Annotated in this window: 19 protein-coding genes; 13 read left to right on the plus strand and 6 right to left on the minus strand. The window is 37.5% G+C overall.

Annotation, left to right across the window (positions count from 1 at the left end):
• Positions 1-20 precede the first annotated feature (20 nt).
• On the plus strand, positions 21-1700 hold the full coding sequence (locus U6A24_RS17040) for a M1 family aminopeptidase (RefSeq protein WP_324181207.1): 1680 nt from the start codon (positions 21-23) through the stop codon (positions 1698-1700).
• 522 nt (positions 1701-2222) lie between these two features.
• Here the strand turns inward: U6A24_RS17040 and U6A24_RS17045 are convergent.
• Positions 2223-2774, minus strand: a complete 552-nt coding sequence (locus U6A24_RS17045) for a CopD family protein (RefSeq protein WP_324181208.1) — start codon at positions 2772-2774, stop codon at positions 2223-2225.
• A 546-nt stretch (positions 2775-3320) separates the two neighbouring features.
• Between U6A24_RS17045 and U6A24_RS17050 the strand changes: the two genes are divergently transcribed.
• Positions 3321-6698: a leucine-rich repeat protein gene (locus tag U6A24_RS17050; RefSeq protein WP_324181209.1), complete on the plus strand. Its 3378-nt coding sequence runs from the start codon at positions 3321-3323 to the stop codon at positions 6696-6698.
• Between the two features lie 179 nt (positions 6699-6877).
• On the opposite strand, the gene U6A24_RS17055 is transcribed toward U6A24_RS17050, so the two are convergent.
• Together U6A24_RS17055 and U6A24_RS17060 are read right to left on the minus strand one after the other, a co-directional pair.
• A complete protein-coding gene (locus U6A24_RS17055; RefSeq protein WP_324181210.1) occupies positions 6878-9991 on the minus strand; it encodes a VPS10 domain-containing protein in 3114 nt (1037 codons plus the stop codon).
• 308 nt (positions 9992-10299) lie between these two features.
• The gene (locus U6A24_RS17060) at positions 10300-10461 is read right to left on the minus strand and encodes a hypothetical protein (RefSeq protein ID WP_324181211.1); all 162 of its coding nucleotides are present in this window, start codon (positions 10459-10461) and stop codon (positions 10300-10302) included.
• A gap of 142 nt (positions 10462-10603) precedes the next feature.
• On the opposite strand from U6A24_RS17060, the gene U6A24_RS17065 reads away from it, so the two are divergent.
• The 3 genes from U6A24_RS17065 (at position 10604) to U6A24_RS17075 (ending at position 13349) form a co-directional block, all read left to right on the plus strand.
• On the plus strand, positions 10604-11659 hold the full coding sequence (locus U6A24_RS17065) for a helix-turn-helix domain-containing protein (RefSeq protein ID WP_324181212.1): 1056 nt from the start codon (positions 10604-10606) through the stop codon (positions 11657-11659).
• A gap of 85 nt (positions 11660-11744) precedes the next feature.
• Positions 11745-12905 (plus strand): PQQ-dependent sugar dehydrogenase, encoded by a 1161-nt coding sequence (locus U6A24_RS17070; protein ID WP_324181213.1) that lies wholly within the window; start codon positions 11745-11747, stop codon positions 12903-12905.
• Positions 12906-12926: 21 nt separating this feature from the next.
• Positions 12927-13349: a nuclear transport factor 2 family protein gene (locus tag U6A24_RS17075; protein ID WP_324181214.1), complete on the plus strand. Its 423-nt coding sequence runs from the start codon at positions 12927-12929 to the stop codon at positions 13347-13349.
• Positions 13350-13368: 19 nt separating this feature from the next.
• Here U6A24_RS17075 and U6A24_RS17080 read toward each other — a convergent pair whose 3' ends face one another.
• Together U6A24_RS17080 and hemH are read right to left on the minus strand one after the other, a co-directional pair.
• Positions 13369-14757, minus strand: a complete 1389-nt coding sequence (locus U6A24_RS17080; RefSeq protein ID WP_324181215.1) for an MATE family efflux transporter — start codon at positions 14755-14757, stop codon at positions 13369-13371.
• The gene (gene hemH / locus U6A24_RS17085) at positions 14758-15795 is read right to left on the minus strand and encodes a ferrochelatase (RefSeq protein ID WP_324181216.1); all 1038 of its coding nucleotides are present in this window, start codon (positions 15793-15795) and stop codon (positions 14758-14760) included.
• Between the two features lie 314 nt (positions 15796-16109).
• Here hemH and U6A24_RS17090 point away from each other — a divergent pair, with 314 nt between their 5' ends.
• Positions 16110-16289, plus strand: coding sequence for a hypothetical protein (locus U6A24_RS17090; protein ID WP_324181217.1), 180 nt, complete (start codon positions 16110-16112; stop codon positions 16287-16289).
• A gap of 7 nt (positions 16290-16296) precedes the next feature.
• Here U6A24_RS17090 and U6A24_RS17095 read toward each other — a convergent pair whose 3' ends face one another.
• Positions 16297-17187 carry a helix-turn-helix transcriptional regulator gene (locus U6A24_RS17095; RefSeq protein ID WP_324181218.1) on the minus strand — a complete coding sequence of 297 codons (891 nt, stop codon included), beginning with the start codon at positions 17185-17187 and terminating at the stop codon, positions 16297-16299.
• A 200-nt stretch (positions 17188-17387) separates the two neighbouring features.
• Between U6A24_RS17095 and hemA the strand changes: the two genes are divergently transcribed.
• From hemA to hemF, 7 genes are all read left to right on the plus strand, one after another.
• On the plus strand, positions 17388-18638 hold the full coding sequence (hemA, locus tag U6A24_RS17100; RefSeq protein WP_324181219.1) for a glutamyl-tRNA reductase: 1251 nt from the start codon (positions 17388-17390) through the stop codon (positions 18636-18638).
• Entirely contained in the window at positions 18638-19552 is a 915-nt protein-coding gene (gene hemC / locus U6A24_RS17105) for a hydroxymethylbilane synthase (RefSeq protein ID WP_324181411.1), read from the plus strand. The genes hemA and hemC overlap by 1 nt, the downstream gene beginning before the upstream one ends.
• A 1-nt stretch (position 19553) precedes the next feature.
• On the plus strand, positions 19554-20228 hold the full coding sequence (locus U6A24_RS17110; protein ID WP_324181220.1) for a uroporphyrinogen-III synthase: 675 nt from the start codon (positions 19554-19556) through the stop codon (positions 20226-20228).
• A 71-nt stretch (positions 20229-20299) separates the two neighbouring features.
• Positions 20300-21334 (plus strand): uroporphyrinogen decarboxylase, encoded by a 1035-nt coding sequence (gene hemE, locus U6A24_RS17115; protein ID WP_324181221.1) that lies wholly within the window; start codon positions 20300-20302, stop codon positions 21332-21334.
• Position 21335: 1 nt separating this feature from the next.
• Positions 21336-21827: a DUF6973 domain-containing protein gene (locus tag U6A24_RS17120; RefSeq protein ID WP_324181222.1), complete on the plus strand. Its 492-nt coding sequence runs from the start codon at positions 21336-21338 to the stop codon at positions 21825-21827.
• An 87-nt stretch (positions 21828-21914) separates the two neighbouring features.
• Entirely contained in the window at positions 21915-22703 is a 789-nt protein-coding gene (locus U6A24_RS17125) for an EI24 domain-containing protein (RefSeq protein ID WP_324181223.1), read from the plus strand.
• A 29-nt stretch (positions 22704-22732) separates the two neighbouring features.
• Positions 22733-23635, plus strand: a complete 903-nt coding sequence (gene hemF / locus U6A24_RS17130; protein ID WP_324181224.1) for an oxygen-dependent coproporphyrinogen oxidase — start codon at positions 22733-22735, stop codon at positions 23633-23635.
• Positions 23636-23699 lie beyond the last annotated feature (64 nt).

Here is a 23699-nt window from a genome sequence, read left to right on the forward strand (position 1 = left end):
TTTTTAAATACCAAATTCCTATGCCAAAGAATCCATATGCAGGTATGTTGTTTCTATTTCTTATTTCAATTGGCTTAATGCAGGCTCAAGTTCCTGAAATTAATTATGAGATTTCCAAAATAGATAATGATAGTATCTCAAAGATAAAAGTTATTTCTTCTTTTAAACCCAATGAAAATGGGATAACCAAATTGTACTATAGTGATCGGGCTTGGGGACAAAAGGATTTGTATAAATGCTTGGAATCTGTAAAAGTACTTTCTGAAAAAGGAAAAATTGTAAAAAATAAGGATAGCGGATGGCTCATGATTGAGCACCCTAAAAAATTAAAAGAAATTTCTGTAGAATATATCTTAAAACAAGATACCGAAAAGGAGATGGAAATGGGGAAAATTTATCGTCCGGTAATACAAGAAGAATATTTTCACATTTTGTCTCATAACTTGTTTATGATTCCAGAAACGCTGGATGATATAGCTAATGTTTCTCTTGAATGGCAAAACTTTCCAAAGAACTATACAATACATAATAGTTTTGGAAGCAATAGGAGAAAACAAAGAATGGAAAACATGAATCTCAACGATTTCATATCTGCAATTTTTTTGGGAGGTGATTACCGTGTTTATCCCATAAAAATTGAAGAGAATAATGTATACTACGCCACCAGAGGGGATTGGATGTCTTTTCAAGATTCTCAAATTGTAGGCTTACTTTCTAACGCCATCCAATTTCAAAGGGATTTCTGGAATGACCATACCCAAAAGTACTTTACCGTTACATTATCTCCTTCTGCATACATGGAAAACGGAAGTGTTTTGCAAGGTACAAGTCTTACTAATTCATTTCAGAGTAGTGCTACTAATAATAAGAATACCAAACTGGAAAAACTAACCTATCTTTTTAATCATGAATTAATGCATAATTGGATTGGTAAGATTATTTCTAATGATAATGAAGTTGAGCAATATTGGTTTAGCGAAGGATTTACAGAATACTATACTCATAAAAATATTGCCAAAAGCAAGCAAAACGATGAAGGAGTGACATATTTTACTTCAGAGCTTAATGAGATCATTGCTGGCCTATATACCTCAGAATTAGGTGAAGAGCCCAACAACAAAATTACAGAAGAAAACTTTTGGGGTATTAAGGAATATAAAGATTTGCCTTATAATAGAGGGGCACTATTTGCTTTTTACCTGGATCAAAAGATACGTAAAGATTCAAAAGATAAACATTCGCTTGATAATTTAATGATGGATTTTTTAAATGATGCAAGAGAGACTGGACAAACAATTTCTCATGACTATTTTGTTAAAAAAGCAAATAAATATCTTGATCAAGATCTGTCATCTTTTTTTGACAATCATATCGAAAAAGGAAAGTTACTAAAACTTGCAGAAATTTTTTCAGAATTTGATTTAAACTATGTCAAAAAAGCCAAAGTATATGATCGTGGATTTACTTATTCTGGGGATTTTGTAATTGAGTCTGTTAACGAAAATTCTGAAGCGCAGAAGGCAGGTTTTAAAAAGGGAGATATAATACTTGAATATTCTATTCATCACGATTTTAGTGAACCTTCGGTTATAAAAATTTCTAGAGACGGTAAAAAACAAGAAATAGCCTATTATCCTTTCAAAGAAATAGAATTGGTGCAATTGGAAACCAGTCAAGATATAAGCAAATTAGGGCTATAAGGTCATGAGTGATAATTGCTAAACCCATGCTGGTGCGAGCATCACGCTCGTATCCCATGTAACAAGATACTGGCGTTAGCGGGGTCTTTCGCTATGTATAGGTACTTCGACGTATTAAAAAGGTAGTTTCAAGGCCATTATGAGGTAGTTTTAGGCCGGATCGTTGTAGTTTTAAGAAGCAAAAAGCTGCTTTTAGGCCAGACAAAGGTAGTGCGAAGCCGCATTAAGGTAGTTCGAACCACCTTTTTTTGGATTGCCATGCCATAACTTCATCCAAAAAAGCATCAATATTTGGTCTCGAAGCCACAATGTATCAAAAATAAGAGGGAATGTATGATCTCGAAGCCATAATGAGCGCCAAAGAAGCATTAACTCGCGGCCTCGAACTACCTTTTTTTGGGTTCGACCCCTATACAGCATAGGGAGGTACATTACCCTTGCCAAAGAAGAGTTTTGTCAAATACATTCGTTTTTGCACTACAATCTAGTTGCTAAATACGTTGTACTTCATTCTTAAATACATCAAGCCTCAGGATTTTTATCTCGAATTCTTTTGTATAATTTGATGCCCAACATCAGCAAAATACCAAGAGCAATAATCCCAATAACTCCGTAGATCCAATTCACCGCATCCCGAACAATTACCAAAAAGATAACGGCAAACAATATGATGGTAGAACCTTCGTTCCACATTCGCATTTGGTTGGATGACCATTTTATAATATCCTCTTGTAACTGCTTATATATTCGGTGGCATATACCATGATAGGCAAAAAGTAATACTACGAATCCAAGTTTGACATGCATCCAGGGTTGTTGTAACCATGCAGGCATCAAAATTAATAGCCAAATGGCAAAAAGTGTAGCCAAAATTGCAGAGGGCCAGGTAATGATAAACCACAAACGCTTGGCCATTAACTTAAGTTGTTTGCCTAATATTTCTTTTTCTGGAGAAGGCTTATCGAAGGCTTCAATTTGATAAACAAATAATCTTGGTATATAAAATAACCCTGCAAACCATGTAATCACAAAGATGAGGTGCAGGGCTTTTATGTAATTATAATATTCAAGCATTTTTTATCGTAAAACAAGCTGTCACACCGAGCGGAGTCGAGGTGATAACAAGTTGAAATGCCTCTCGACTCCGCTCAAGATGACGGCGTTAGTAAAGTTGGGATCAAAAATATGAAAATAATCATGTACTGTCACCTCAAGAGGAGCTGAGAAGCAAATAATTCTTTAAAAAGCGTGTATTTTTGCATTCTGAAAGTAATTTTAACAGCTTAAAATCTCCTCTGACGAAAACTAGTTTTTTCTTCTTTGGTCATCGCAATTTTTATCAGTTTCAACACTTTAGTATAGGGTAGTTTGTTTAGAAAAATGAATTTTTACAGTGAACTTACCTGGGGAGCAGGCCTCAGGGCATGAATCTCGCCATGCCTGTCTGCGGGATTATCGAGTAAAATACCTTGCTACCGGGTCGATTCCCTTTCTCAAATATCTCTAAAAACCATGCTTTTGTCCCGCTTTCAATTGATTTTAGCACTAATTTTTGGATATCTCTTTTGTACAGTAATACTTTGTAAATAATATTCAAAAGTGAGAAAAATGAACCCGCAAATGAAAAAACAATTACAATTAATAGTATACATCGTCTTTACGTTGCTAGTAGCGCTTCCTGGCTATGGACAGCAACCGCAAATAGATGACTATTTTTATACAGACAACGGTATCGGATATGCAATAACTAGCACTAGCCCTAAGGAGGTAAAGATTTTTGGGCATCCTAAAGGTTTCCCAGCAGGTTCTTTTGTTAGAAAACTAGACATACCTCCAACCGTAACCTGCCCCAATAATGCCTTTAGGCCAACAAACAACGGAACGATAAGTATTGATTGTCCTCAGGGAGAATATAAAGTTACCGGTATTAATAGTGAAGCTTTTGGTTATGAGTATTGGTTGAGTGAGGTCACCATACCAAACACTGTAAGATTTATTGAGCAGCAAGCTTTTGCAGGAAACGAACATGACCCTGACCTCCACGACAAATTGAGAATTGCGTTGGTCATTCCCAATAGTGTGGAAAGGATTGACCTAAGGGCTTTTGGATATAGCGGCTTGACTGGCGTGACCATTGGTCAGGGTATTACCCGTATTGAACCAAATGTTTTTCAGGGCAATAACTTGGAGAGCGTGGTTATTCCCGATAGAGTGACCACAATTGGTCCTTGGGCCTTTGCACTTAACAAATTGACCAGCGTGACCATTGGTCAAGGCGTTACCCGTATTGAGGTTGATGCTTTTGCCTTTAACAAGTTGACTCATGTAGCGATTCCCGATAATGTGACCACTATTGAGGCTAGAGCTTTTAGGAATAACCCAATTGCCACAGTGGTATCAGAGCGCACAGATCCCCCATCAATCCAGGCAAACACCTTTGCAAATAGTAACCAAATAGATGTCATTGTCCCCAAGGGCGCATATGATAATTATGTACCAGCTTGGGACCACTTTGGTTTTAAGTCCATCAGAGAAAAAGTAGACATTGGAGACACCTTTACAAATGAAGGTATCAAATATCAGGTAACGGCACTCGGTGTCCCCAACGAGGTAATGATTGTAGATTACGAGAGTGCACTTACCAGAGTATTCATCCCCGAAACTGTACGCAATGGGGGGCATGACTTTGAAGTTACCAAGATTGAGAACTTTGCTTTTGCGGACAAACAATTGAACAATGTTACCATTGGTCAAAACGTTACCAGCATTGGAGAAAGTGCTTTTCAGCGCAATAATTTGACCAGTGTGAACATACCTAATAGTGTGACTAGTATTGGGTTTAGTGCTTTTAGTAGGAACGCCTTGACCAGTGTGGACATACCTGGCAGTGTGACCAGTATTGGGGTTGGTGCTTTTAATAGCAACGCCTTGACCCGTGTGAACATACAGGATGGTGTGAAAAATATTGAGCGTGATGCTTTTTCCGACAATCCAGACCTTGCCACAGTGTTGTCAACCGGGTACGACCCCCCATTAATTAAAGCAGATCCCGAAGATCCCTTTACAAACGCAAACCGTAATCAAATAAATTTGATAGTGCCTGTAGGCAGGATAGATGCTTATGAAGCTGCCGGGTGGACGGGCTTTAGAACCACCTCAGAAGGGATTGGGGTTTCCATAGAAGATGTGCCAGTAGAAGAGATAACAGATATATCGGCCTTTACGGTCACATTTACGTTTGGTTCGAGTGTGACAGGTTTTACGATAGATGACATTAAACTGACCAATGCCTCCGCAAGCAATTTCACAGGTAGCGGTGCTACATATACCGCAGACATCAAACCAGAATTATGCAATGGTATCATCGAGATCAAAGTTCCTGAAAATGTAGTGGAACCTGTCAGCAATATCTCCAATTTACCAGCAAGTACAATGGTAAAGGTCAATGCTATACAAAAACCCGAGATAAGTAGTTTACTGGTTGAATATTGTATAGGCGATAGTGCCGTTGCATTGACGGCAACCGGAACAAACCTGTTATGGTACGATAGCGAGACGGGAGGTACAGGAAGTGCCACGGCACCGGTACCAGATACGGGAACTGTTGGGGACACATTCTATTATGTAAGTCAAACAAACGACAGCAACGATTGCGAGAGTGCACGCGTTGAGATTGTAGTTCGTGTCAATCCCCAACTGGTAGCTCCAATAATAAGTTCAAATCCCCCTATATGTTCTGGTGAAGATGCCATATTTACCATTACCGGAACCCCCGGTGATATAGTAACCTATAGCGGGGCCTTAAGTGGAACAGCAATTATAGAAGCTGATGAAACGGTAAATGTAATAGTAAACGGAGCAGACTCGGACACGACCCTGGAACTAACACAAGTAAGCAATGGAGGTTGTAGTATGCCGTTAACGGAAACAGCTACAGTAATCGTTCAGGGTGATCGAGTAATAGCTGTTACCCAGGATATTACCGTACAGTTGGATGCCAGTGGACAGGCGACCATTACCCCAGCACAAGTAAACAGGAGTTCAAGGGGTGGTTGTAACAACTTTGATCCTATCTTCTTAAATCTTGATAAAACTACTTTTAACTGTGATGATGTAGGTACACCAGCAACGGTTACCCTTACCGCTACTCAAGGTAGTGAAACGGCCACGGCAACAGCTTTGGTAACCGTAGAAGATCATTTAGAAAACCTTGTGGCCATGGCTCAGGACATGACCGTGCAGTTAGATAACAACGGAGAGGCGACCATCTCGCCAGAGGATATAAACAATGGCTCTGTTTATGGCTGTGGCAATATCAATATCCCGCAATTGAGCCTGGACATAGATACCTTTACCTGTAATGACGTAGGCACTCCGGTGATGGTGACCCTTACCGCTACTCAAGGCAGTGAAACGGCAACGGCTACGGCAACGGTGACCGTCAAAGAGTATTTGGACAACCTTGTAGCCATAGCAAAAGATATTACCGTACCCTTGGATACCAGCGGTCAGGCGACTATCTCACCAGAGGATGTGGACGATGGTTCCAATTATGGCTGTAACAATACCCCAGAACTTGGTCTTGACAGGGATACCTTCACCTGTGATGATGTGGGCACTCCGATAACTGTAACCCTTATCGCTACCTATGGCACCAACACAGCTACGGCTACCGCCACAGTGACCGTTGAAGCGGCTGGCAATTGCGAGTCAGAGCCAAAGCCTGTCGCAGATTTCAATAGAGGATTTTCTCCTAATGGCGATGGCATTGCCGATACCCTGGTGATCGAAGGTCTTGAACAGTATAAGAATAACGTGGTGAAGATATATAACCTGAGCCAACGCTTGGTGTTCATGGCCCATTATGGAGGTCCGAATGATGGTTGGGACGGTACCCATAAAGGCAATCGGGTGCCCGTGGGCTCCTATGTATGTGTCATAGACTATAATGAACCAGGCTTGGATCACGAAACAAAAATGATCTATGTTAATTATTGATCGTTTCTATAGGAATAAAAAGACAGGTAAAAATAAAAAAGCAGGGGTAATTATTTAATTACCCCTGCTTTTTTGTTGCTTATTTCTAGATTCGTCGGGATGACAGCACTAAGGATAAGTGAACTACTGTCACGTCGAGTATTTCGTCTTCGCTGAACACATACACTTCGTCGAGAGGGTTATTCTTCTACAAAAAGATAATGAAGTTGCAAAGTATTAAACGCTGAATTAAATGCTGCAATTTCTTCAGAAATTAATTTATCAAAAGCCTGTAGTTGCTCTTCTATCTTTTTGGTAAGCTCGTTCTTTACTGCAATATCTTGCTCTGTAGGTGCAAAATCTCCCATCCCAACCAAAGAATTAAGATGTCCAAGTTTGTTGGTTAATTTGATTGGGAAGTTTAATGGATCCTGGTTACTTCGGTTTTTGGTTTGATATAAAGCTTTTTCGATCTCGCCAAATTGCTTTTGCAATTCTGATGCTTTTTTTACCAGGTCTTTGGTCTTTTCGTCTGATTTATATTGTGTTGAAAAGGCTTTGAGCTGTGTATTGATCTTTCTAATTTTCTTGATCGATTTATGAGCGCTGTCTATAGTTTTATTTACACTGGTGATAAAATCAAACTGCGCTTGCATTTGCCCGGGTGTAGCTTCGGTTCTAGGATCGGCAACGATTTTAAAAGGTTGTCTGGATACCTCTTTTCCGTTTACACTTAGACTCACTTTATAATCTCCAGGAACAGCTTTTGGACCATTAAGGTTGGCCCACCAAAGGATCATTCCTTTCAGTTTTTCGGCACCATCACCACGCATGTTCCAGGCAAACATTTGACCTCCTTTTTCTTCAATGTCAAGCTTATCTTTTTTCTCTTTTGCTTGGTTATTGAACGATTTGAGGGTGTCATTTTTGGTATTAAAATACGTAAGTGCAATCGTATCTTTTTTCTTATCAAAGTTTTTGAGATAGAAATAGGTGATCACACCTGGTGGGTGATTAGTTCCTGCAGTTTTGGAATCTTTAATACTACCACCGCCCATACGGTATGCATTTTTTGGTTGATATAAAATGTGCTCCTTGGTTTTTAAATTATCACTTAATTGATGCAAAACGGTAAGATCATCAATAATCCAAAGACTTCGTCCTTGGGTGGCAACAATCAAGTTATTTTCTTTAATCGTTAAATCGGTAATAGGTACGATAGGCAAATTAAGCTGAAAGGGTTGCCAATTTTTTCCGTCGTTAAAAGAAATGTACATACCGGTTTCAGTACCCACATATAATAATCCCTTGCGTTTAGGGTCCTCTCGTAGAACCCTTGTAAAATGCTCTGAAGCAATTCCTGTAGTAATTTTGGTCCAGGATTTACCGTAATCTGTAGTTTTGTACAGATATGGAGCAAAATCTCCGGATTTATACTTTGTTCCGGCAATGTAGCACGTACCTTCGTTAAAAGCACTAGGCTCGATACTATTGATCATCATCCATTCGGGCATTCCTTTTGGTGTAATATTATTCCATGTTGCTCCACCATCCTGGCTTACATGAACCAATCCGTCATCACTGCCTACCCAAAGTAACCCTTCTTTAATAGGACTTTCGGCGGCCGCAAAAATAGTACAGTAATATTCTACTGAAGTGTTGTCTTGCGTAATTGGTCCACCTGATGATTTTAGTTTTTCAGGATCGTTTCTGGTAAGGTCGGGACTAATTACTTTCCAACTTTGCCCTTCATTTTCAGTAACATGTACATGATTGGAAAATGTATACAGCTTATTTGGATTATGTTTTGAAAACATAATAGGGAAATTCCATTGAAAACGATATTTCATATCCTCGGCACCATGTCCCATCGGGTTATCTGGCCATACACTTACCGATCGAACAGTTTCGGTTTTATGATTAACCCTGGTCAAAAATCCATCATAACTCCCACCATACACAATATCATTGTCTTTTGGGTCTACTGCAATATGGGCAGATTCTCCACCGGCCGTGCGTTCCCAATCATCTTCAGAGATTGTCCATCCTGTACTTCGGTGATTAATACGTATGGTAGAGTTGTCTTGTTGTGCAACATATATACGATACGGGAAACTATTATCGGTGGTCACTCTATAAAATTGTGAAGTAGGTTGGTTGTGATATGTGCTCCAGGTTTCACCGCCATCATAGGTGATTTGCGCCCCACCGTCGTCACCAATAATCATACGTTTAGGGTTTTCGGGTGCGATCCAAAGGTCATGGTGATCTCCATGAGGTGCTCTGTAACTGCTAAAATTCTTACCGCCGTCTTTACTTTTATGGTAGGATACGTTTACTACATAAACGACATCTTTATCTTTCGGGTCGGCATAAATACGTGAGTAGTACCAGGCACGTTGTCGCAGGCTTCGATCACTATTTAGTTGACTCCAGGTTTCGCCACCGTCATCACTTCGGTAGACTCCACCTTTTTCTTTGTTTTCTACTATGGCCCAAACACGTTCGCTATCTACGGGAGACACGGTTACCCCCATAATTCCTAGTGTATCTTTGGCAAATCCTTTGTTTTTCGAAATTTCTTTCCAGGTTTTTCCACTATCAGTACTTTTCCATAGTGCAGAACCTGCTCCTCCAGAACTTAAACTATAAGGTGTTCTTCGGGCATTCCAGGTAGAAGCATATAAAATTCTAGGATTGTTAGGATCAAGGGTAAGATCAACTGCACCTGCATCGGCATTGGCAAACAGCACTTTGTTCCAGGTTTTTCCACCATCTGTACTTTTATAGACACCTCGATCTTGTGTGGGTTTATAGATATTTCCCAAAACTGCGGCATATACAATGTCAGGATTGGTTGGGTGAATGGATACCCTAGGAATATGTCTACTTTTTGGCAGACCAGATTGCACCCATGTTTTACCGGCATCAACACTTTTCCAGACACCATATCCAGAGGATACATTACCACGAAGTGTTTTTTCGCCACCACCTACATAAATTACATTAGGATCACTTTTTGAAACCGAAATAGAACCAATCGAACCACCAAAAAATCCATCAGAGATATTTTCCCAGGTACGACCGCCATCGGTGGTTTTCCAGATCCCACCTCCCGTGGCTCCAAAATAAAATAGATTCGGTTTGTTAGGTACGCCTGTTACCGCGGCACTTCGACCCCCACGAAAAGGTCCTATTAATCGATACTCTAGGGCATCGTAGAGTTCTTGATTATAGGTTTGAGAATTGCCGGTAAAAATACTTCCAAAAATGAAAAAGAGTATACAAAGTACCCTGTTGAAATGTGAGTGCATGTTTAGCTGAGTTTTAGTTGAAATACCCTAGCATTTTGTACATGTAGATTTGAGGGGACACTAAAGTCTGGAATTAAAAATAATTTCAAAAGATTTTCACGTAATTTTAACCTTGTGTACCATCAGATTAGTCATTTGATCATAAAAAAATCCTGAAGTTCGAATTCAGGATTTTCTGTGCTTTCAGCGTAAATGTTTATTTATAATATAAGAGTTACAATACACTTAGAATTAGAGATTTTGGATTTTAAATAACTATATTAAATTCTAAATTAGCCAAATAAAGATGTCACTAGTGAGATGATTTTTTAAGGACAATCTCCTGTTTGATTAGTCCACCAATTATCTTCATGACAAATTCCATTGCTTTCTGTTCGCGTATCATTTCCTCCACGAATTGCGATCTTATTATTTAATTTCGAAATGCTTTCTTTTTTAAGTTCCAAAATGTTTACATTATTTTTCTTCATAATTTGTGTAATTTTAAATTTGTTATTGCTAAATATAGGTTTTAAATGAGTTAAATTTTATTACAGATACGTTAACTAAACTATAATTAATTTATTGGTTTTAGAGATCATGATTTATCCGCTTTTTTATACCTAAATCTAAATGATTTTATATCATGTTAATGATGTTATTATATTTATAGGTATGCTTCAACAAGGTTTTATATTAGTGCTTAGTTGTCTTGGGGTGATCCAGGCTTTATTCTTGTGCTTTTATTTGTTTACGGTAAAAAAGGGAAACAAAAGAGCCAATCGTTTTTTGGCTTTCGTTTTGCTGGGATTAACTATTCGAATTGGGAAGTCTATTTTTCATAATTATATCGAAGTAGATCCAAGAATTAGAAATGTAGCAATCGCAACCATTTTGGCGGTGGGTCCTTTTTTGTGGTTTTATGGCAAAGCACTTTTCGAGAAACAACAAACCTTTTCTAATAAACAATACTTGCATTTGATACCCTTTGGATTGTTTGTATTGCTCAGTCCGATAATTCCCAATAGAGGTGATACGGCGTCATATATTGCTTATGGACTGGTTTTTGTTCATTTGGGAATCTATCTGGGTGTTTGTTGGAACTATATATTCAAAGTAAAAGATCAAATCACACCACAACTTTTACAATGGTATCGCAATATTGTTGTAGGTGTAAGCGTAGTATGGGTACTTTATGTTGGAATTTTACTACGATGGATCCCATTTTATATTTTGGGTGCAATCTCATTCTCGTTTTTAATGTATTTGTTTACCTACCTTTTGTTGAAACGACATGTATTTGCTTTGGAGAAATATAGCAATTCTACCATTGATAGACTTACCTCAAAAAAAGTGCTGAAAAAGGCCAAAAAATTGCTGGTAGAAGATGAAATATTTTTACAAAATGATGTATCCTTAAATAATGTCGCTAAACAACTGGAAGTTACCCCGCGTGAATTGTCACAAGTAATTAATGAAAATGAGCAGAAGAACTTTTCAGAATTTGTAAATCACTACAGGATTCAAAAAGCAAAAGCATTATTAGTTGATCCCAAGTATGTCAACGAAAAAATTGCAACCATTGCTTACGATTGTGGGTTTGGTAATGTTACTTCGTTTAATTTGGTTTTTAAAGCTGAAACCGAAATTACCCCCTCACAATACCGAAATCGATTTAAGGTTGCCTAAAAATCATTTTAAAAATCATGTTTTTTAAAGGGTTTTGAGCATATCCTTTTCATTTTGCGATCAGAAATACTTCAAAAATCAAAAAATGAAAAAACTAGTTCTTTTGTTGACACTTGTCATAATTGGGTGCGGCAAAGCAGAAAAATCAATTCAGATTTCTTCAAAAACAAAACCCGTAAAAGAAGTTATTATCGATAGCCTGAAGCATCCCTGGAGCATCACTTTTTTATCTGAAGACGAAGCCCTGGTTTCAGAAAAAGATGGAGACCTTTTGAAGGTGAACCTTTCTTCAAAAAAGAAAAAGGTGATCAAAGGTTTCCCGCGGGATTTGACCGACAGTATTCGAGTGGTTTGGAGAGGTGATAACTCTGGTATTTTTGAAGTGCGACTACATCCTGATTTCAAAAATAACAACTTCATATATCTTTCTTATGCGGCAAAAAAACCCGGTAAAGGAAGCACGACCAAAGTGGTAAGAGCTACTTTACAAAATGATTCTTTAACTGGTATCAAAACCATACTTGAAGCGGGTCCGTTTACTCGGGAATATTTTCATTATGGTGGCGGAATAACCTTTGGGCCCGATGGTAAATTATACATTACGATAGGTGAGCGATTATTTAAGGAAATCGACGAACCCGAAATGCCTATTGCTCAAGATCTACAAGATAAGCGTGGGAAAATATATCGTCTTAATCCCGATGGGAGCATCCCTAATGATAATCCCGATTTTGGAGACGATGCAGTGCCTGGAATTTTTGCAATCGGAATTCGAGCTGCACAAGGAATCACGGTACATCCTGAAACGAATAAGATCTGGTTTAGTGAACATGGTACCAGACAGGGAGATGAGGTAAATTTATTAAAGGCTGGTGCAAACTATGGTTGGCCTATCATTACTACCGGAGGATATCGAAGTCGGGATTATGTACCCCCAACTATTGAAGGAGCAACATATGCAAACCCAGTTTGGTATTGGCAGCATACTGTGGCGCCAACAGGTCTTATGTTTTACACAGGAAATGAGTTTCCAGATTGGAGAAATGATCTTTTGGTTCCCGGTTTGTCTCGGGGTAGCCTTTGGCGATTCAGAATTGAAAATGATACGATCAAAAGTGCCGAAGAATTATTTATAGATGATCGAGTTCGATCCAGAAAAGTGGCGCAAAGCCCAGAGGGGAAATTGTATATGCTTACCGATGAAGATAATGGTAAGATAGTGAGAATAAAAAACGATACACTTTAAACAAAACTATAAATACAACAGATGAAAACTTATTTTTTGACACTTACATTTTTGATGATAGGCATAACCATAACTGCTCAATCTGAAGAAGAGCAAATTAAAACCACCATCAATACATATATCGAAGGAACCTCGTATAACAAACCTGAAACAATCAAAGAAGCCTTTTATGAAGAAGCAAATCTTTTTCTGTCGCATAAAGAAAAGGAAATATGGATAGTCCCTATTGCAGAATATGCATCCTGGTTTGAAAAAAAAGAAAGAGGTCAGTTTAACGGCAGAGTAGGAAACATACTTTCTATCGATCAAGAAAATGATATTGCGATGGCCAAAGCCGAAATTCTTGCCAAAGGAAAAGATATCAGGTACGTAGATATATTTCTGCTGAAAAAAATTAAAGGTGAATGGAAAATTATTAGCAAAGCTGCAACCAGAACGAATTAAACAATTAACAAAAATTAGTTCACGGGTCTGGGGTTATAAGCTTTGTGCGTACTTCTCGATTTAAAAAGTATCCGGTAACAATAGTTGCTAGCACATCGGCAATGGGGAATGAGATCCAAACCCCTAATTCGCCATAAAATTTCGGTAAAATCAGGATGAGTGGTATAAAAAAGAACCCTTGTCTTGATAGTGTAAGCAATAAGGCTGGAGTTGCTTTCCCAACCGCTTGAAAATAAGCTGCACCTATAAGTTGTAAAGCAATAATAGGTGTCGCTGCAAATACCCAACGCATGGGTTCTGATGTATGGGATAGTACAAATTGATTTAGAGCAAGTTCTTTAGCACTTATATTTGGATTATCACTTAAAAATAAGGCTGTTATTTCTGAAGGAAAAATCATAAGTCCTATAAAAACCAAAGTCGCTACTAATGCAGCGTATTTGATCGCCGTATTGATAGATTCTCGCACACGTGGATATTGTTGCGCACCATAGTTATAGCCTGCAATCGGTAAAAATCCTTGGGTAACTCCAAAAACGGGAAACAAGGCAAACATAAGCATACGACCAATAATGGCATATACAGCAACAAGCCCTTCCTGGCCAAGGTCAAACAAAATATTATTCATTAATAAGTATGTGATGCTTACCACTGCCTGTCTGGCAAGAGTTACACCACCCAATGAAGCGATTTCAGAAACAATATCTTTTCGCAATCCTAGGTGGCGAAGACCGATTTTCAGTTCTGAATTTTTAGATGTAAAAAACCAAAAGATATACAAAAAGCATGCAAGGTAAGATCCTGTGGTGGCCCATGCAGCGCCATGCATTCCCATCCCCATTACGTTAATAAAAATGTAATCCATAAGTAGATTCCCTACTGTAGGTATGATCATTGCGATCATGGCAAATTTTGGTTTGCCTTCTGCTCTAATCACTGTATTTCCCATCATGGCAAATCCAAGGATAGGAACCCCGTAAAGAACAATAACGTAATAGATTTTTGCAGGATCAAAAATGTCTCCTTTTCCTCCAAATTTTGGAATGATTTGATCTACAAAAGTCAATCCAAGAATTACCAAAGAAACGGTACAAAGCAAAGTAAGGGTAATTTGGTTCCCGAAAGTATGTAATGCCCTTTCTTTATTATCGGCACCTAAAGCTCTTGAAATTATACTTGAACCCCCTATGCCTATAGCCATACCTAATGCTGCAATAAAAAAAGATACCGGCAATACCACATTGATAGCTGCAATTGCGATTGAGCCAATCCAATTTCCTACAAAAATGGAATCAATCAATATGTTTAAGGACATAACCAAAATACCAATAGAAGCAGGAACTGCTTGCTTGATTAATAGCCTACCAATAGGTTCGATTCCTAATGCTTCAGAGGTAACTTTTGCCATTTATACTACTGTTGTTTTGGCATGGGCCCATTCGTTTACCCAATTGGCTAGCACATCTGCCCAATCATCGCGATCGTTAAGACAAGGGATGGTTGTAAATTCTTTTCCGCCAACCTCGTGAAAGATTTCTTGACCTTCCATAGCTATTTCTTCTAGAGTTTCCAGACAATCTGATACAAATGCAGGAGTGACGATAGCCATTTTTTTAATACCTTCTTTTCCCATTCTTTCAATGGTTCTATCGGTATATGGTTGTAACCATGGATCGAAACCTAATCGAGATTGAAATGAGGTAGAGTAGGTTCCATTTTTAAGACCTAATTTTTTTGCTACTTGTACTGTCGTCATCTCGCATTGATGACGATAGCAGAACTCGTGTTGTATTGAGCCTTTTTTAAAGCAACACTTCCCATCCATTTTACAATTACCATTACTAATATCACTCTTTCTGATGTGCCTCTCGGGCACCCCATGATAACTGAATAATAGATGTTCATATTCAATACCTTCTAATTTTTCTGCAATACTGCTGGAAAGAACATCGATATATTCTGGTTTGTTGTAAAAAGCTGGTAATGAGGTAATAGTAAGCGAAGGAAAAAACTCATTTTTAAGTTCTTCAACTTTAACATCTATCGTTTCTGTAGTAGCCATAGCGAACTGCGGGTACAAAGGTATGGTAAGTACTTCTTCTACACCTTGGTCTACTAGTGCTTGTAACCCTTTTTTAAGAGTCATGCTTCCATAACGCATGGCTAATCCCACAGGAATATCTACGCGCTCCTGTACCTTTTTTTGTAGCCGTTCTGAAAGTACTATAAGGGGAGAACCCTCGTCCCACCATATTTTTTTATAAGCTGCAGCCGATTTTTTTGGACGGGTATTAAGGATAATACCTTTTACAAGTAATGTTCTGGCCCATAATGGAACATCAATAACTCGAGGGTCCATTAAAAATTCACCCAGATATTTTTTAACATCTTTTGGGTCAGTACTGTCTGGAGATCCCAGATTAACAAGGAGAATTCCTTTACTCATAATTTTTCTTTTTTCGCACAACAAAAATACAAACTATAAAGAGGAATGATCATAAAAACAATAAGAGTTTTTGATATTGTAATTTGCAAATTTTACTGAGGTCAAGCTACAATAATTTTAAATTACCAAACATTACTTATAATTACGTTAAATTCTGATAAACTGAAAGTTGAAACATATTATTTTAGTACTTTTAGGAGGAATAAAAAAGCAAGATGAACCCAATTCGATTAAAGTAACTTAATTATTGGCTATTAGGTTGTTTTAATTGTTGTAGGCGACATGTGACTGTTAACAAACAATATTTAGAACACATGAAACGTATAATTGTAGATGTCGAAAAAGACAAACTACCTTTTGTATTAGAATTATTAGAGCAATTTGATTTTGTATCTGTATTGGCAGATGCCACAGAGGAAGATCAAGGTATGTATGACTCTATTGTGTCTTTACAAAAAGGGGTAGGTATTCCTCGAGTAGAGTCATTGGACTAGGCAGTCTTTAAGAAAGACTCATCACATATTTTTTTGGAGTAGTGCCAAATTTTTTCTTAAATGCGGCAATAAAATGACTTGCCGTACTGTATCCTACCTTTAAGCCTACTTCGTTTACATTATGACTTCCGGATGCGAGAAGCTGTCGGGCTACTTCCATTTTGTAATCAAACAAAAATGCATAAACCGGTTCGCCATAAATTTGTTTAAATCCATCTTTTAACTTTTTTAAAGGCAATCCTATCTCTTTGGATAGTTCTTGTAAAGTAGGTGGTTCTGCCATTTTCGTAATAATGATTTCTTTTGCCTTTTTTATTTTTAGTACGTTTTCTTCGTCGACCAAAAATGGACACTGTTCGATATTGGCATCTTCGGGCCGGTTAAAATATAAACTAAGCAATTCGTATGCCTTACCCTTAAAATATAATAGTTTGATAGAAGGATGTAAACTATAGTTCATGATTTGGTTTAAAACAACGGCCATCGATGGTGATAGTATAGCATCAGTATAGTATTTCTTGTCCCTATTACCTTCTCCAAGAAAAGGAATATAGTCGGCTTCTTTTGAAAATAAAGAATGAAACTTTTTTATGGAGATTAAAATTGTAATTAACCAGGAATCTTTTTCCATTGCAAGATTCATGGGGAGATCACGTTGAGGATTATAGAGAAGTAGTGAATTTTCTTCAGATAGATTTATAGCGTAACTTCCGTTGTTAAAACCGAACTTAACAGCACCTTTGATGCAAAAGTGAAATTGAATAAAACTACTATCAATTTCTCGTATAACACCTTGACTTTCATTGGTTTCGTTTTGAAATTTCAAAATTAAAAAACCCTCCTCTATAAGGGTTTCTTCCAAAATACCGGGAGCGTTATTTTTTAGTTCGATTTCCATAAGTAACGAAAAATTTTATTTAGAAACAGTCTAAACTATCGAGGAAAGTTTCTTTCGGTTAGGGCAAAAATAAAGGTTTTGGGTCATTTTAAAGCAAAAAACTATCGATATTACCACTTTTCGTTACTTATTGTTCCTCTAGCGTTATTTTATAAAGATTTTGTAAAATATTTTTGTTCGGTAAACGGAATAAGAGATACATGGAGCCCCATTTGAGAGCTAAAGGAAAACATTTTTATACAATTGGTCTGAGTTATCAGAAGGCTGATGCCGAGATAAGAGGGCATTTTAGTGTTGATGATGATGCCAAAAAAAATATTCTTTCTCAAGCCAAAGATGAGGGCATTTATTCACTTGTTGTTATTTCTACCTGTAACAGAACTGAATTATACGGATTTGCAGATCATCCATTTCAATTAATTAAATTACTTTGTGAGCATACCCACGGTACTGTAGAAGAGTTTGAAAAAGTGGCCTATGTTCATAAAAATAGTGCGGCAGTGTCCCATCTTTTTAAAGTAGGAACAGGATTGGATAGTCAAATTCTAGGTGATTTTGAGATTATTAGTCAGATCAAAACCAGTTTTAAACAATCCAAAAAGAAAGATATGTTGAATCCGTTTATGGAGCGTTTGGCCAATGCGGTGATACAGGCGAGTAAACGTATCAAGAATGAAACCGAGATTTCTAGCGGTGCTACTTCGGTAAGTTTTGCAGCGGTGCAATATATTTTGGCCAGAGTTCCCTATGTTTCAGACAAAAATTTATTGCTTTTTGGTACCGGAAAAATAGGAAGAAATACGTGTGAGAACCTGGTAAAGCATACCAAAAATGATCATATCGTTTTGATCAACAGAACCAAAACAAAAGCCGAAGAGATTGCCGGGAAGTTCAATTTGGTAGTCAAGGATTATGCAAATATTCAATCTGAGATTAAAAATTCAGATGTTCTTATTGTAGCAACCGGAGCGCAGAAACCCACAATTTCCAAAGAATTGATCCACTCAGAAAAGCCCTTACTAATTCTGGACTTATCCATACCACGCAACGTGGCTACCAATGTTACCGAATTACCAAATGTAACTTTGGTACATCTGGATGATTTATCAAAAATGACAGATCAAACCCTTCAGCGAAGAAAAGAACACATTCCGCAGGCCGAAAGTATTATTGAAGAAATAAAAGAAGAGTTTAATAGCTGGTTAGAAACTCGAAAGTTTGCACCAACAATTAAAGCCTTAAAAAATAAACTCACTACATTAAAGGATGCCGAAATTAATCTACAACGTAAAAAGTATGCAGATTTTGATGAGGTACAAGCCGATATCGTAAGCAGTAGAATCATTCAGAAAATTACCAATCATTTTGCCAATCACCTTAAGGATGAAAATACCTCGGCAGATGAGAGCATAGAACTGATTCAAAAGGTTTTCCATTTACAAAATAAATAATCTTGAATAAAACGATTCGCATAGGCACAAGGGATAGTGAATTAGCACTTTGGCAAGCTCACACCGTGCAAGAGTGCTTAGAAAATTTGGGACATAAAACAGAATTGGTTCCCGTTAAATCTACAGGAGATATTGTACTCGACAAACCTCTATATGAATTAGGAATCACAGGGATTTTTACCAAAACGTTGGATATTGCAATGCTGAATGATGATATTGACATCGCCGTACATTCTATGAAAGATGTGCCAACGGCTTTACCAAAAGGAATTGTAGAAGCTGCTATACTCGAAAGGGCCAATGTAAATGATATTTTGGTACACAAAGGGCTGGATTTTTTAAATTCAAGTGGAACAATTGCCACCGGTAGTTTACGACGTAAAGCACAATGGTTACACAAATATCCCGATCATAATGTTGTTGATCTGCGCGGAAACGTAAATACCCGTATGCAAAAGCTAACCAACAGTAATTGGAATGCGGCAATATTTGCTGCAGCTGGGTTAGAACGAATTGATTTAAAACCAGAAAATTATATCGATCTTGATTGGATGGTTCCCGCTCCTGCACAAGGAGCTATGCTCGTAGTTGCCAAAGAAGACGATGACTTTTGCAAAGAAGCTTTGGCAAAACTTAATCATGAAAAAAGTGAGATCTGTGTACATATTGAAAGAGAATTCCTTAGAGAATTAGAGGGAGGATGTACAGCTCCGATAGGTGCCTTGGCAAAAATAGAGGGAGAAGAGATTCAATTTAAGGGAGTTTTGTTTAGCCTGGATGGAAAAGAAAAAGTCGAGGTAATCAAAAAAGTAACGGTTGGTGCAGAACAAGGTTTAGGGAAAATTTGTGCACAAGAAGTACTTAATAATGGAGGTGAAGAGGTGATGAAGGAGATTAAAACTATGATGAAATAAGTTGGGAAATCAAGTAACAATACTCTCCACAAAGAAACTCTCCGCTTCCCAAAAAGAATTATTACTTAATGCCGGGCTTGGTTTTGTAGAATATGACGCAATAAAAATAGAACTTTTAAAAGCTGAAATACCTGAGAACGTAGATAATGCTATTTTCACCAGTAAAAATGCTGTGAAAGCAGTTTTTGATTCTGAAACAAACATTTCAAATTGTTTTTGTGTTGGAGAAAACACGAAAAGACTTTTGGAGAAAAATGGACAAAAAGTGGTTGAAACTGCCCAAAATGCTTCAGATTTAGCCCAAATTTTGATAAAAAAGTATAAAAAAGAGACTTTTTTGTTTTTTTGCGGAAACTTAAGAAGAAATGAATTACCCGAACTTCTAACGAAAAATGAAGTACGTTTTAAAGAACAAATAGTTTACAAAACACACTCTAATTCGAAAAAATTTGATCGTCCCTTTGAGGGAATATTGTTTTTTAGCCCATCGGGAGTACAAAGTTTCGTATTAGACAATAATATCGATAACAGTATTGCTTTTTGCATTGGAAATACAACAGCATCTGAAGCTAAAAAGCATACCAATAATGTTATCATTGCAAACAAACCCACCGTAGAAAATGTGATTGTGCAGGCGGTAAAATATTTTAAAAACGATTTGTCATCCCGGACCTGATCCCGGGATCTATCGAGAGTAACATAAAATGATAAAAAGATCCTGAAACAAGTTCAGGATGACAACTAAGTATGACACAGATAAAAAACGACCTATTTCTTAAAGCCCTAAAAGGAGAAACAGTTGAGCGTCCACCAGTTTGGATGATGCGACAAGCAGGAAGATATCTACCCGAATTCATGGCCTTAAAGAAAAAGTATGATTTCTTTACCCGTTGCCGAACGCCAGAATTGGCGGCAGAGATAACCGTGCAGCCTATCGATATTATAGGACCTGATGCTGCCATTTTGTTCAGTGATATTTTGGTGATCCCACAAGCTATGAATATCGAAGTAGAGATGAAAGAGGGGATAGGACCTTGGTTGCCAAACCCAATTCGCTCTTTAAAAGATGTCGAGCAAGTTATAGTTCCAGATGTGTATGAAGAACTGGGATACGTTATGGATGCCATAAAACTTACTAAAGAACATCTTGATAATAGGGTGCCTTTAATTGGTTTTGCGGGCTCGCCCTGGACTATATTATGTTATGCCGTTCAGGGACAAGGGTCTAAGAATTTTGATAAAGCCAAAGAACTTTGTTTTACCCAACCCGAAGCTGCGCACCAATTATTACAAAAAATTACAGATACTACAATTGCCTATCTAAAAGCCAAAGTAGCAACCGGTGTAAATGCCGTACAGGTTTTTGACAGTTGGGGCGGTATGTTATCTCCTGTAGATTATCAAGAATTCTCATGGAAATACATTCACCAAATCGTGGATGCTCTTAAAGAGGAGACCGAAGTAATTGTCTTTGGAAAAGGATGTTGGTTTGCGTTACAGGAAATGGCAAATTCTGGGGCTTCGGCTCTTGGAGTCGATTGGACCTGTTCTGCGCAAAATGCACGATATCTTACCGGAGGAAAAATTACTTTACAGGGCAATTTTGATCCTTCACGATTGTTATCACCACCATCAGAAATCAAGACAATGGTGAAACAAATGATCGATGAATTTGGTAAGGATCGATATATAGCCAATTTGGGTCATGGAATTTTACCAAATATTCCTGTAGATAATGCCAAAGCTTTTGTTGATGCAGTAAAGGAATATAGAGCACAATAGGATGGATATTTGGACCCTGGTAAAACAATTTAGCTATAGACAGCTATTTAAATTGTCACTCTTGGGTGCTCAGAAACCTTTATATATTAATCCTACTTTGCGTGCAACTCGACAGACTATAAACATTTGTGATTCACTTTATAAGGATAGCCATCATAAGAACGGAAAAGCAAACGCTTTTAGGCATGCATTATGGAATGTTTTAATTTGTAGGAATATTTTTAAATTCAGCAAAAATGAGGCAAAATCCATTGATTGGGCCAAGAAAATCACTGATTTACATGAAAAATTGATGAAAAATGAACCATTGGCAGAAATGATGGATTTGCACAATAATGAAATTGGGAGACAATATTTCGAAAGGTTAAAGCATCGGTCCGAGGAAGAAATAGTTGATTTTTTGAATGGGCTTACCAAAAATGCCAAGAAAATTACAGAGATACGTGCAATAGAGAAGCACAAAAATGATTTGGTGTATATTTTAGAAAGTTAATCTTGAAACATATTGCTACAAATTACTACTAATTATTAGTAATCAATTTTTGACGAACCCATTTTCGGCATCAAAATAATAAATACTATGCTCAAAAATATCGTTAACGGAATCAAAGCTTATTTTGGGACTTTTAAACTTATTGCAAAACTTGGTTTATGGAAATATTTTGCGATACCCATCTTAATTAGTGTTGTTACGGGATTAATATTTGTAGCATTGACCTATTTCTTTTCAGATAATTTAGGACAATTGATAGCAAAAGTATGGCCTTGGGAGTGGGGTGCAGAGACTTTTGCTACTATAAGTACCTATATTGGCGGATTGGTCATATTAGTTTTGGGTTTAATCCTATATAAACATATTGTGATGGCGCTCTCTGCACCATTTATGAGCCCGGTTTCAGAAAAAGTTGAAGCGCATTTACTTGGAGAAACAGGACACAAACATCGTAATACCTCATTTGGGCAACAACTTTCTAGGGGTATTCGAATCAATATGCGAAACCTAATACGAGAAGTGTTGTTTATGATTCCTTTGCTTGTTCTCAGTTTTATCCCGGTGATAGGCATAGTAGGTACGGTTCTTATATTTTTGATTCAGGCCTATTACGTTGGTTTTGGTAATATGGATTATACAATGGAACGTCATTTTAATTACAAAGAAAGCATACAATTTGTAAGAAAACACAGAGGGACAGCTATTGGTAATGGAATTGTGTTTGTTTTAATGCTGTTTATACCAATAATAGGGTTTATAATAACATTACCAATCTCTGTGGTTGCGGCTTCTACAGAAACCGTAAAGATCCTGGATGATAAAAAATTAATTGCAAACGCAGATCCTTCAGAAAACCCAAAAAAAATTAAAGAATAGATTATTAGGACAAAGAGATATAGACCAGAATGAAAGATACATTTTATACATACATACAAGGACTTCAGGATAAAATTACAGCTAGACTAGAAGAGATTGATGGTAAAGCAAAATTTCAGGAGGATATTTGGAAACGTCCCGAGGGTGGAGGAGGAAGAACTCGTGTGATCGAAAATGGTAATGTATTTGAAAAAGGAGGCGTAAACATTTCGGCAGTACACGGTCCTCTGCCAGCGGCCATGCAGAGTTATTTTAAGGTAGGCAATGTTGATTTTTTTGCATGCGGTTTATCTTTGGTCCTGCATCCCGAAAGTCCTATGGTACCAACAGTTCATGCCAATTGGCGATATTTTGAGATGTATGACAAACAAGGAAACATTGTAGATAGCTGGTTTGGTGGAGGACAGGATTTAACGCCGTATTATTTGTTTGAAGAAGATGCAAGCCACTTTCATAAGATTTGTAAGAACGCCTGTGACAAACATGATCCCGATTTTTATCCTTTGTATAAGAAGAAATGTGACGAATACTTCTATAATGCGCATAGGGGAGAAGCCCGCGGCATAGGAGGCCTGTTTTTTGATTATTGTAAGAAAACAGATCAAATGTCGATGCAAAATTGGTATAATTTTGTTACTGAAGTAGGAAATAGTTTTTTAGAGGCGTATGTGCCAATTGTAGAAAAAAGAAAGGAGTTGTCTTATACTCAAGACCATAGAGATTGGCAGGAGATTCGTAGAGGACGCTATGTAGAATTTAACCTGGTTCATGATAAAGGAACCCTTTTTGGATTAAAAACTAATGGTAGAATAGAAAGTATCCTAATGAGCCTTCCACCCCGCGTACAATGGCGGTATGACCATCATCCAAAACCGGAAAGCGAAGAGGAAAAACTAGTTAAAGTGCTTAAAAAATCCGTTGAATGGCAATAAATTGATTTTTTTTTATTATCTTGCGCCTCAATCATTTAAGTTTTAATTGATCGAAATTTAAAAT

The organism is Aquimarina gracilis (assembly GCF_035285365.1).
GTDB classification, from domain to species: domain Bacteria; phylum Bacteroidota; class Bacteroidia; order Flavobacteriales; family Flavobacteriaceae; genus Aquimarina; species Aquimarina gracilis.